Annotated in this window: 7 protein-coding genes and 2 pseudogenes; 3 read left to right on the forward strand and 6 right to left on the reverse strand. The window is 73.7% G+C overall.

All coding sequences use genetic code 11. From position 1 onward, the window contains the following. Nucleotides 1–51: 51 nt before the first annotated feature. The 3 genes and pseudogenes from ACH4F6_RS15105 to ACH4F6_RS15115 all read left to right on the forward strand — a co-directional run. Nucleotides 52–741 carry a hypothetical protein gene (locus ACH4F6_RS15105; RefSeq protein ID WP_397960585.1) on the forward strand — a complete coding sequence of 230 codons (690 nt, stop codon included), beginning with the start codon at nt 52–54 and terminating at the stop codon, nt 739–741. Nucleotides 742–892: 151 nt separating this feature from the next. After that, nucleotides 893–1,507: pseudogene (locus ACH4F6_RS15110) on the forward strand (sigma-70 family RNA polymerase sigma factor); the annotation flags it as partial. Nucleotides 1,508–1,918: 411 nt separating this feature from the next. Continuing rightward, nucleotides 1,919–2,254, forward strand: a pseudogene (locus tag ACH4F6_RS15115) (DJ-1/PfpI family protein); the annotation flags it as partial. A 249-nt stretch (nt 2,255–2,503) separates the two neighbouring features. On the opposite strand, the gene ACH4F6_RS15120 reads toward ACH4F6_RS15115, so the two are convergent. The 6 genes from ACH4F6_RS15120 to ACH4F6_RS15145 all read right to left on the reverse strand — a co-directional run bounded on the left by ACH4F6_RS15120 (nt 2,504) and on the right by ACH4F6_RS15145 (nt 11,577). After that, nucleotides 2,504–3,307, reverse strand: a complete 804-nt coding sequence (locus tag ACH4F6_RS15120) for an ABC transporter ATP-binding protein (protein ID WP_397960586.1) — start codon at nt 3,305–3,307, stop codon at nt 2,504–2,506. Next, a complete protein-coding gene (locus ACH4F6_RS15125; RefSeq protein ID WP_397960736.1) occupies nt 3,304–4,269 on the reverse strand; it encodes a FecCD family ABC transporter permease in 966 nt (321 codons plus the stop codon). Before ACH4F6_RS15125 ends, ACH4F6_RS15120 begins: the two co-directional genes overlap by 4 nt. A gap of 47 nt (nt 4,270–4,316) precedes the next feature. Further along, nucleotides 4,317–5,372 carry an ABC transporter substrate-binding protein gene (locus ACH4F6_RS15130; RefSeq protein WP_397960587.1) on the reverse strand — a complete coding sequence of 352 codons (1,056 nt, stop codon included), beginning with the start codon at nt 5,370–5,372 and terminating at the stop codon, nt 4,317–4,319. A 70-nt stretch (nt 5,373–5,442) separates the two neighbouring features. Beyond that, nucleotides 5,443–9,699 carry an amino acid adenylation domain-containing protein gene (locus tag ACH4F6_RS15135; protein ID WP_397960588.1) on the reverse strand — a complete coding sequence of 1,419 codons (4,257 nt, stop codon included), beginning with the start codon at nt 9,697–9,699 and terminating at the stop codon, nt 5,443–5,445. Continuing rightward, entirely contained in the window at nt 9,686–9,943 is a 258-nt protein-coding gene (locus tag ACH4F6_RS15140; protein WP_397960589.1) for a phosphopantetheine-binding protein, read from the reverse strand. Before ACH4F6_RS15140 ends, ACH4F6_RS15135 begins: the two co-directional genes overlap by 14 nt. A gap of 41 nt (nt 9,944–9,984) precedes the next feature. Continuing rightward, the gene (locus ACH4F6_RS15145; protein ID WP_397960590.1) at nt 9,985–11,577 is read right to left on the reverse strand and encodes a long-chain-fatty-acid--CoA ligase; all 1,593 of its coding nucleotides are present in this window, start codon (nt 11,575–11,577) and stop codon (nt 9,985–9,987) included. Between the last annotated feature and the right edge of the window lie 157 nt (nt 11,578–11,734).

The raw sequence follows: 11,734 nt of genomic DNA on the forward strand, positions 1-11,734 counted from the left end.
ATGAAGCCCGTCATGGATTCCGGGTGGTGCGCGCGTACGGTACGGGCCGCAATGTTCGCGGTCGTGTGCGTGCTGCTCGCCGCCGTGGGGCACCTCATGATGTCGGGCTGCGCCGTGCCCTGGTGGGCACTTCTGGCCGGGGTCGTGGCGACGGGCGGCGTCGGCTGGACGGCGGCCGGCCGGGAACGCGGGCTGACGCTGATCGTGTCGTTCGTGGTCGGAGCCCAGACGGCGCTCCACTGGGGGTTCGCGCTCGCGCAGTCGGCAGCAGGGGCCACGGCCCCGGGCACGGCCGGCGGCGGAACGGGCGCGATGCCGACGGGGTCCATGGGGCACGACATGGGTTCCATGGACATGAGCGGCATGCACGCGCACTCCGTGCTCATGCGGACGCACACGGGCATGAGTCACTCGGCCCACCCGGGCGCAGGCGCTGAGGCCGGCCCGGGGCACTGGCTGGTGAGCGGTCTGCCGTCGCTCGGCATGTCCGGGGCCCACCTGGTGGCCGCCGTCCTGTGCGGCCTGTGGCTGGGGTACGGCGAGCGCGCCGCCCACCGTCTGCTGCGCGCCGTGGCCGGCTGGCTGGCCGCGCCGTTGCGGTGGGCGCGCACCCTGCCTCCGCTGCCGCGTCGCCCGCGCCGTCTGGTGCGGCGGACCCGTTCGCGCTGGGCGCCGTACCGCCTTCCTCTCGTTCACGCGATCACCACCAGAGGCCCGCCCGGGGAACCGGCTGTCGTCTAGGACAGCAGGTTTCCCGAGGCCGCCTTTCGGGTGTCGTCGACGCCCGGCCTCGGTACGCGGCCGTGCCCGCGCACGGTCGCCGTCCCCTTTGTTGCTGGAACCGGCGTGTCCGCGTGCCGCCGTTCCATGCGTGATTCGCGAAGGACACCAGGTGCTTGCTCCTGCCCTGCCCGCATTACGCGGGCGCCGCAAGAAACACAAGAAGCACGACACGACAGAAGAAGCCGACCGACTGATCACCGGATGGGCGCTGGCCGCCCGAGGCGGCGATGCGGATGCCGTCGAGCGGTTCATCCGGGCCCTGCACCGCGACGTACTTCGCTACGTCGCCCACTTGAGCGCCGACCCGCAGGCGGCGGACGATCTGACCCAGGAGACGTTCGCACGGGCGCTGGGCAGCCTGCACCGGTTCGAGGGACGCTCCTCGGCCCGTGCCTGGCTGCTGTCGATCGCGCGTCGGGCCGTGATCGACGATTTCCGGCGTGCCGCCGCGCGGCCCCGCCTGGCCGATCGTCATGACTGGCGGCGGGCCGCCGAACAGGCCCAGCCGGTCGACGTGCCGGGGTTCGAGGAGGGCATAGCGCTCCTCGACCTGCTGGCCACGCTGCCGGACGAGCGCCGCGAGGCCTTCGTCCTCACCCAGTTGCTGGGTCTGTCGTACGGGGAGGCGGCCGACGTCACCGACTGCCCCGTCGGGACGATCCGTTCGCGGGTGGCCCGGGCCCGTGCGACGCTGCTGGATCTGCTCGCCGAGCCGGAGCGGCCCTGCACGGCGGGGGGCGCCCGGGGGGGGCCGGGCCGGCCGCCCCCGGGGGGGGCGGGGGCCCGGCCCCCCGGGGGGGCCGGGGGGGGGGGCGGGGCCCCCCCCCCGGGGGGGGGGCCCCCGGGCCTCGCCCGGGACACCGGCGGGCCGCGTCCGTGGGCACGGGTGCCCTCCCGGTCGCGGAGGCGGCCGTGCCCGCCGGCGGCGGGGTCACCACGGGCCGGGCCCCGTCCGGGTGACTCGCCCGCCGCTCACCGGACATGACGGTGGACCGCGCGGGACCGGACGCGGCACCGGGGCCGCCACGCGCACGTCATTCCTTCGGGTCGCGTCCGTCGAATCCGTCGCCGGCACCCGTGACAAGGTCAGGCCCGGACCGGTCGGCTCGCGAGGAGAGCGGGTGAGCTCGTCGGCATGAAGTCGTCGCTGACCGTCGGTGTCTTCGTGTTCGAGGACGCCGAGGAACTCGATGTCGTCGGCCCGTGGGAGGTCCTCGGTTTCCGGGCCGCACACGTCGCCACGGCTCCCGTCCGCCTGGTCACGGTCGGCCGGGAGGAGGGATGGGTGCGCTGCGCCAAGGGACTTCGCCTGGGCGTGGACCACGACCCCGGCACGGCCCCCGCGCTCGACGTGCTGATCCACCCGGGCGGTGACGGCACGCGCTCGCTGGAGGACGACGGCGCGCACCTGGACCGGCTGAGGGAACTGCACGGCCGGGGGGTGCTCCTGGCGAGCATGTGCACCGGCTCGCTCGTGCTGGCGTCGGCCGGGCTGCTGCAGGACCGCCCCGCCACCACGCACCGCGACTTCGCCGGGAAGCCGGCTCCGTCGACGGCACGATCGACGTCCGTGCCGCCGAGCGGTACGTCGACGACGGCGACGTCGTCACCGGCGCGGGGGTGTCCGCCGGCATCGACATGGCGTTCCGCCTGGTGGAGCGGCTCGACGGCGCGGAGGCGGCGGCCGAGGTCCGCCGGGGGACGCAGTACGACCGTCCCGTCAGCCGACTTCGGCCCCCGACAGCCGTTCCGGAGCGAGGGGCTGGGCTCCGTAGGTGATGCGTACGACCCCGTCGGCGTGGCGGTCGGCGGTGGCGGACACGCCGAACACCTCGCGCAGCAGACCGGGCGTCAGCACCTCCAGGACCGGGCCCGCGGCCACCACCCGGCCCGCGTGGAGTGCCACCAGGTGGTCGCACAGGCGGGCGGCCAGGTCGAGGTCGTGCAGAACGGCGAGGGTGGTGATGCCGGTCGCCCGGATGAGGTCGAGGAGCTCGAAGCGGGCGCGGATGTCCAGGTGGTTGGTGAGCTCGTCGAGGACGAGGAGCCGGGGCCGTTGGGCGAGCGCGCGCGCCAGCAGCACGCGCTGGCGTTCGCCCCCGGACAGGCAGGTGACCTCGCGTTCGGCCATGTGCCGGATGCCGCACAGGTCGAGGGCCTCGTCCACGGCCTCGTGGTCCTCGGTGCTGTCGCGGCCGACGAGCCCGTGGTGCGGGGTGCGGCCGAGGGCCACGGCCTCGGTGACGCACATGCCCGTCGGGCCGCCGCCGGCGTCCTGGAGGACGGCGGCGGTGCGGCGGGCGGCGATGCGTGCGGTCAGCCCCCACACGTCGTCGCCGTCCACCCGCACCACGCCGCGGTGGGGGCGCAGCGAGCGATAGACGGTGCGCAGCAGCGTGGACTTGCCGCTGCCGTTGGGGCCGATGAGGCCGACGATGTCGCCCGGCTGGGCCTCCAGGTTCACGTCGTGGAGGATCGGGGTGCGGCCGAGCTCGACGTGGATCTGTTCGACGGTGAGCTTCATGCGGTGTCCAGGCTCTTGTTGCGGCGCAGCAGCCACAGGAAGAAGGGCGCCCCGAACAGGGCGGTGAGGATTCCGAGGGGCAGTTCGTTGGGCCGGTCGACGGTGCGGGAGAGCAGGTCGACGACGACCAGGTAGACGGCGCCGACCAGGGCGGCCCGGGGGAGCAGCCGGCGGTGGTCGGCGCCGGTCGTGAGGCGCACCAGGTGGGGGATCATCAGGCCGACGAAGCCGATCCCGCCGGCGACGGCGATGACCGTGCCGGTCACCAGGGAGGACAGCGCCAGCAGGACGGCTCGCAGCCGGTGTACGTCGACGCCGAGGGCGGTGGCGGGCTCGTCGCCGACGAGCAGCGCGTTGAGCCGCCGGCCGAGGAGAGCCAGGACCACGGTGGTGGTGAGGACGACGGTCGTGACGACGGGGAGCTGCCCCCACTGCGCGCCGGCGACGCTGCCCAGCATCCAGAACATCACCGTGCGCAGCTCGGTCGGGGTGGCTCGCAGTTGCAGGTAGCTGGTGGCGGCCAGGAACAAGTAGCCCACGGCGACACCGGACAGGACCAGACGGGTGGGCACGAGGCGCCCCTGCTTCCGGCCGAGGAGGAAGACCAGGGCGGCCGCCGCGGCGGCTCCGAGGAAGGCGGCCGAGGAGACGCCGAGTCCGCCGAGCGCGCCGCCGGTGAGCGTGATGACGAGTACGGCGCCGAGCGACGCGCCGGACGAGACGCCCAGCACGTACGGGTCGGCGAGCGGGTTGGCGACGACGGCCTGCAGCACCACACCGGCGACGGCCAGCCCCGCGCCGACCAGCGCGGCCAGCACGACGCGCGGAGTACGGAAGTTCCAGACGATCTGGTCCACGGCGGGGTCGGCGACCGCCCCGCCGCCGGTCAGATGACGCCAGACGATCCGCCACACGTCGCCCACCGGCACGGTCACGGCGCCGATGCTGACCGCCACGATCATGACGCCCAGGAGCACGGCCGACAGCACCACCGGCACCAGCGCGGACTTCAGCCGTTCCGGCCGGCCCCGTCGCGTCGGAAGACGTCCGGGTGCAGCAGCTCGGCGATCTTCTCCACGGCCAGGTCGTTGCTGGGCCCGAGGTAGATCGAGTCGGACAGGACGAGGGAGCGCCTGTTCTTCGCGGCCGGCCACTGGGGGAACTCCTTGAGCAGTTTGCGGGCGTACGCCTCGGGGTCCGGGTCGTTGTAGCTGATCACCACGAGGGCGTCCACCTGCTCGGCGGCGACCTTCTCCTTGCTCAGGTCGGCGAAGGCGGACTCGGAAGCGGAGGAGAAGGCGTTGCGGCCTCCGGCTCGGGCGAGGACGTCGTTCCAGATGCCGTGGGCCGCGATGGAGCTGAAGTCGTTGCCGCCCATGCTCATGTGGGAGAAGACCACCATGACGTCGGGCTTCTCCTCGCCCTTCACCTTGGCCGACACGTCGTCGATGCGCCGACGCGACGCGGCGATGAGCTTCTCGGCGCGGTCGCCGACGTTGAAGATCTTCCCCAGATCGCGCAGCAGTCGATGGCTGTCGTCGATGGTCATCCGGGAGGTGTCCTGGTCACAGCCCTGCGGAGACACATAGGTGTGGGAGCCGACCGCCTCGAGGTCGTCGCGGGTCGCGAAGCCGTTCTGGGCGTCGAAGCCGTACGACGTGGTGGACATCACCAGGTCCGGGTCCAGGCCCAGCACGGCCTCGCGGGGGACGTCGTAGGCGTCGTTGAGCTCGATGCCGCCGGTGGGCAGCTTCTCGATGGACGCGGCCCGGCCCGGGACTTCGGAGCGGCCGTAGGACTGCGCGTTCGCCACGATGCGGTCACCGAGCCCCAGCGCCAGCAGGGAGGAGACCTCGGCCACGGAGGCGCCGTTCATGACGACCACCCTGCCGGGCGCCTCGGTGTAGGTGGTGGTCCGCCCGCAGTTCTCGAGGGTGACCGGATATCCGGGGGCGCTCACGTCCGCGGCGGCCTCGGCCGTCGGGGACGACGAGGCCCCGCATGCCGTGGCGGCCAGGCACAGGGCGCCGGCCAGGGCCACGGCAGCGGGCCGTTTCGTCTGCACACGATCTCCTTGGGACGGGAAGGACTCCGCTCAAGTAGTCGGTGCGGGGTGGGGCCGAGTTCCCGGGAGATCAGACGTTCCGCCCTCCGGGAGGCGGCAGGATCCCGTTTTCCACGCAGTGGTCCAGGTATCGGAACACCAGTGCCCGGTCGGCCGGCGGGCAGGTGATGCCGGTGCCCTCGAGCCCGCGCAGCACGTTGTCCGCCCGGACGCGGCCCAGGGCGAGCTCCGGCTCGGCGTCCTCGTCGTCGGTGAGGGAGTCGAAGAACGCTCCCGTCGTCGCCGCCACGTCGGCGGAGCGGGGCAGTTCCCTGCGCCACTGCGTCAGCGGGACCTGCTTGACCGCGTACCCGTACTGCTGCACCCAGTCGTACACGTCGGCCAGTCGTACGGGGGCGACAGGGGCGTGGTTGAAGACCGTGCCGGGTGCGGCGGTCAGGGACAGGTGGACGACGGCGCGGGCGACGTGGTCCGCCGGGGTCCACACCTCGGCCTCGAACAGGTCGGGCACGATGCCGGCGGGGATGCCGGAGGCCAGGACGCTCCACAGGAAGTCCCGCCGGTTCACCCGGCCGGTGTCCGGCGCCCCCGTCACACGGCCCAGGCGGTGCAGGGTGACGGGGAGACCGCGTTCGGCCGCCTGTTCCAGGAGGCGTTCGGACGCCCACTTGGACTGCTGGTAGCCGCTGACCAGACCCGGGTGCGGCGGGAAGAACGTCTCGGGCACCTCCGGACTCCTGCTGCGGGGCGGGGCCACGGACAGGGTCGACACCAGGTGGACCGGGACCGAGCGTGCGGCGGCCATCCGCAGCAGCCGGCGGGTGGAGTCGGTGTTGGCGGCGCGCAGGCTGCCGTAGTCGCGCAGGATGCTGACCGTCGCCGCGTTGTGGATGACGGCGTCGCAGGTCCCGGCCAGCTCGGCGAGCAGGGCCGCACCGAGCCCCAGGTCCGGGCGGGCGAGGTCGGCGGGGACGGCGGTGATCCGTCCGGCGCCCGCCGGAAGCGGGATCTCCTGATCCGCCAGGGCCCGGCGGATGCGGTCGGCGGCCTCGGCGGGGGTCGCGGCCCGGACCGGGCAGATGATCTCGGCGTCGGTGGCGGTGAGCAGCTCGGCGAGCAGATGGGGGCCGACGAAGCCGGTGGCGCCGGTGAGCAGAACGGTGCGCGGTGCACCGGTCGTGCGGGGCGAGGCGCCGGGCCGGACGTCGTCGTCCAGGACGGCGTCGTCCAGGACGGCGTCGGGCAGCGCGGGCGTGGATGCCGGGGTGCTCTCGTGGTGCTCCATGCGGTGTGCGAGGCCGGCGGCCGTCGGGTGCTCGAAGAGCCAGGCGACGCGGACCTCCCGCTCCAGTTCGACGCCGAGCCGGTTGGCGACCTGTATCGCCTGGAGCGACTGGGCGCCGAGGTCGAAGAAGTCGTCGTCGGGCGTCATGCGGTCGACGCCCAGGACCTGGGCCCAGACGCGGGTGATGGTTGCCTGCAGACCGCCCGCCGCCCCGGCGGGGACGGCCCCGTCCTCCACGACGGTGCTCAGGGCTTTCCTGTCGATCTTCCCCGTGCTGGTGCGGGGCAGCCGGTCGGTGAACTCCACGGCCGACGGGACCATCGCCGCCGGCAGGACCTTCCGCAACCCCTCCCGCACCTCGGTGGCGGTGGGCGGGGGTCCCTCCGGGACGACGTGGGCCGCCAACCGCCTCGTCCCGTCCGGCAGGACCTGTCCGACGACGGCGGCCTCGCGGACGCGCGGCTGGGCCAGGAGGGCGGCCTCGACCTCGGAGGGATGGACGCGATGTCCGCTGATCTTGAATTCGTCGTCCGCCCGCCCGAGGAACCGCAGCTGTCCGTCGTCGCCGAGGCGCACCAGGTCGCCGGTGCGGAAGGCCCGCGGACTCCCGGGCAGTTGGGGGAGCGGTGCGAACCGGGCGTCGTCCGGTGCGTCCGCACCGCGGTAGCCCAGGGCCAGCGCGTCGCCCAGGAGGTGGAGCTCGCCGCCGACGACGGCCGCGCGCATGCCGGGCAGCGGGACTCCGATCGGTACGTCGCCGGGTTCCGCGGGAGTGTCGTGGAGTGCGGCGACCGTGGCCACGACCGTCGCCTCGGTCGGGCCGTAGGTGTTGAACAGCCGTACCGACGGGCCGACCGCGTCCCTCCAGCGGTCGACGCGTTCGGGCAGGGCGGCCTCCCCGCCGATGATGACGGTCCGCACCCCGTCGGGCAGGGGAGCGGCACCGGTGGAGACCGCGTAGGCCAGCTCGTGCCAGTAGGCCGTGGGAAGGTCCAGCACACTGATCCGCAGCCGGTCCACCGCCCGCAGGAACCGGGGCACCGAGTCGGTCATCTCGCGGGTGCGCACGACGAGGGTGGCGCCCGTGCACAGGGTGAGGAAGACCTCCTCGACACTGGCGTCGAAGTGCAGGGGTGCGAACTGCAGGACGCGGTCCTCGCGGCGCAGGCCGTAGCGGTGCGCGGCACCCGCGACGAAGGTGGCCAGCGCGCCGTGGCCGATCTCCACGCCCTTGGGCCGGCCGGTGGATCCCGAGGTGTGGATCAGGTACGCCGGATCGTCCGCCGTTCCGGCCGGAGCGAGCGGCGCCTCGGCGTCGTCGCCGGGGGCGTCCAGCAGCAGGGCGGGCCGGCCGGCGAAGCGGGCGGCGTGTGCGCTGTGGGTGAGGACGAGTGAGGGGTGGAGGCTCTCCAGGAGCGCTCGCGTCCTCGTCTTTGGGGCGTCGGGGTCGAGCGGGCAGTACGCGGCGCCCGAGAGCAGGACCGCGAGGATGGCGGTGACGGCGTCGACGCCGCGCGGCAGGGCGACGGCGACGACCGCACCGGGGCCCGCACCCCGGGCGGAGAGCCGTCGGGCGAGCTGTCGCGCGGAGCCGAACAACTGCGCGTAGGTGATGCTCCGTCCGTCGTGCTCGACGGCGGGGGCGGCACCGCGCCGGGCGGCATGGCCGGCGATGAGGCTCAGCACCGGCCGGGCCGGGCCGGGCAGCGGCCCGCCGTCCAGGACGGTGCACGGGCGCCGGCCGATCGCACGGTCCGGCTCGGCGAGGGCCTCGCGCAGCAGCGCCAGCAGTCCCTGCTGGTGGGTGACCAGGTCCGCCTCGTCGTACAGGTCCGGGTGGGCGTCGACGGCGATGCGCAGGCCCGCGCCCTCGGCGCGGTCGTACACGTTGACCGAGAGGTCGTCGACGGGCCCCGCGGAGACGTTGTGGACCGTGCTGCGGTGGCCTGCGAACCGGAGGCCGTACTCGAACGGCATGATGTTCACGCCCGGACCGGACAGCCGCCGCCCGCCGCCGACCAGCTTCAGGTCCCGCCGCAGCTGTTCGTAGCGGTACCTCTGGTGCGGCCGGCCGGCCCGGAGTTCCGCGGCCACCTCGGCGGCCAGGTCCCGCAGGCCGTCCTGCTCGTCCACCGCGACGCGCAGGGGCAGGATGTTGCGCACCGTGCAGGGCACGCGCAGGGACACCGATCCGAGGCGGCCCATGGCGGGAAGGCTCAGCACGACCTCGGGGGCGCCGCTGACCCGGTGGACGTAGGCGGCGGTGACGGCGAGCAGGAGATCGGACCAGGTCACCGACAGGTCGCCGGCCACAGCGCGCAGCCGTTCCGTCTCGTCGGGATCCAGGTCGACGACGCGGCGCAGGAAGGTGCGGGCGGGAAGCGCCTGTCCGGCGGCGAGACTGGGGACCGCCGGGCGGTCCGCGAAACGCCGGGTCCAGTAGGCGCGGTTCTCGGCGAAGCGCTCCGAGGCGCGGTAGGCGGCCTCCTCCCGCCGGACCGACTCCAGGGTGCCGAACCCGCTCTCGCCCGGCGGGGCGTTCTCCACCAGGGCCGTGTACACCTGTGCCACGCGGCGCGCGACCAGGGACAGGCCGAATCCGTCGAGCGCGATGTGGTGGACGCGGTGGTACCAGAGGAACTCGTCGGGGGCCGTGCGCAGCAGGGCGTGGCCGAAGACCGGGTCGCGTTCCAGGTCGAGGGGGCGGGCCAGGTCCTGGGCCATCCACGCGAGGGCGGCCCGGTGCGGGTCGGCGGCGGTGGTCAGGTCGGCGATGTGCGGTTCCCACTCGATGCCGGGGACGCCCACCTGCCAGGGCCGGCCCGTCTCGTCGGTGACGAAGCGGACGTTCAGGGCCTCGGTCTCCGCCACGGCGTGCCGGAGGGCCTTCTCGAAGGCCGTCGGGTCGACCGGGCCGTGGATGCGCACGTATTCGGCGGTGTTGTAGGCGGGGCTGTCCGGATCGAGGTGGTGGCCGGTCCAGATGCCCTCCTGGGCGGCGAGGAGGGGGTGGCGCTCGGCGTGCGGGTCAGGCGTCGGCATGAGCCGCTCCCGCCTGGCGTTCGGACAGCAGTTGCCACCACGCGCCGAAGGAGGTGCGCTCGGCGAGCTCGACGAAGCTCACCTCCGCGCCGGCGCTCCGCCATCGCTCGGCGAGGGTGGTCAGGCGCAGCGAGTCCAGGCCCGCGTCCAGGGGGTTTTCGTCCAGGTCGACTTCGTCCGGTTGCTGGTGCAGGAACTCCGCCAGATCCGCGCGGAAGGCGTCCAGCGTCAGGGGCTCAGGCATGGTGGTCTCTCTTGGTAGCCGCACGGGGTGGCGGGTGCCGGTCAGTTGACCTTGCGGTCGGCGTCGCTCCAGAAGCGGTCGCGCAGTTCACGGCGGAGGATCTTGCCGCTGGGGTTGCGCGGGACGTGCTCGACGAACTCGTAGGCCGCGGGGAGCTTGAAGGGGGCCAGCCGGTCCACGAGGAACCGGTGCAGGTCCCGTGGGGTGGGCTCGTGCCCGGTCACGGGCACGACGAAGGCGTGGACGCGCTCGCCCCACCGTTCGTCGGGGGCGCCCACGATCACCGCCTCGGCCACCCCGGGGTGGCGCTCCAGGACGTTCTCGATCTCGGCGGGGTAGACGTTCTCGCCCGCGACGAGGATCGCGTCCTTGATGCGGTCCTGGATGAAGAGGTAGCCGTCGTCGTCGACGTATCCGGCGTCGCCGGTGTGGATCCAGCCGTCGACGAGGGTCTCGGCGGTCTTGTCGGGCAGACCCCAGTACTCGACCATGCGGGCCGGCGTGGCCAGGCAGATCTCACCGACCGCACCCGTCGGCAGTTCCTTGCCGTCCCCGTCGACGACCTTGCTGGCGACCCCCGGGTACGGGTGGCCCGCGGCCTTCATGCGGGGGTGGCCGGGGACGTGGTCGGCGGGCGGCAGGCACACGGCGGTGTTGCCGGTCTCGGTCAGGCCGTAGATCTGGGCGAACTCGCTGCCGAACAGGGCCAGGCTCGCTTCGAGGAGGGCCTCGGAGATCGGCGAGCCGCCGTAGACGATCTTGCGGAGTGTGGTGAAGTCGCTTGGTTCGACGCTGGGTTCGGCCAGCATCATGCGCAACATGGCGGGGACCACGCAGGCGGTGGTGACGCCCCTGTCACGGATGAGGTCGATCGCGTCCCGGGGAGCGAAGGCGCGCATCGCCACCACGGTCACCCCGGCGTTGAAGTTCTGGGTGGCCCACCACAGGCCGCCGACGTGGAACCCGGGAATGCCGACCAGGGCGACGTCGCCGACCCGCCAGTCGATCCAGTCGAGCCGCTCGCTCGCCAGTGCGTCGCGGATGGCGAAGAAGCTCCGGTGGGCGAGGACGACTCCCTTGGGCAGGCCGGTGGTCCCGCTGGTGTACAGCTGGGCGACCGGTGTGTCGGGGGTGGGGGAGGAGACGGGTCCGGCGTCCGGGTGGTCCGCCTTCCAGGCGGCGAAGCCGTTTCCGGCGCCCAGCCGGACCACCGTCTTCGGCGGGGCGGTCGGCAGCCGGTCGAGGAGGGGAGCGAACTCGTCCTCCACGAAGAGCAGTTCGCTGCCCGAGTCCTGGAGGACGTGGCTGACCTCGGGGGCGGTCAGCCGCCAGTTGACGGGCACCAGGACGGTCTCGCTCTTGGCGCATCCGAAGAGGATCTCGTAGTAGTGCTCGGACTCCTTGCCCAGGTAGGCGACTCGGGCGCCGGGAGCGGCCCCGGCCTCGCGGAGGGCGTGGGCGATGCGGTTGCTCTCACGGTGCAGCTGGGCGTAGGTGAGGTCGCGGTCCTCGCAGACGACCGCGGTGACCTGCGGACTGTGTGCGGCGTGGAAGCGTGCGGTGTCGACGAGGGTCTCGAGCTGGGGGTGGTGCAGTCTTTCGCCGGGTGTCCCGGGCGCGGACGGTTCGGCCATGTGCGGCCTGCCTCTCGTTCTGCTCTCGGTCCGGGGGGCGTGGGGCCCCCCCCCCCGCGGCGGGCCCCCCCCGGGGGGGTGGGGGGCCGGGGCCGGGGGGGGGGGGCGGCGCCCCGCACCGGGGCGGCGCCCCCCCCCCCCCCGGCGGACCCCAAAC

Source organism: Streptomyces sp. NPDC017936 (assembly GCF_044328485.1).
In the GTDB taxonomy this organism is placed as follows: Bacteria; Actinomycetota; Actinomycetes; order Streptomycetales; family Streptomycetaceae; genus Streptomyces.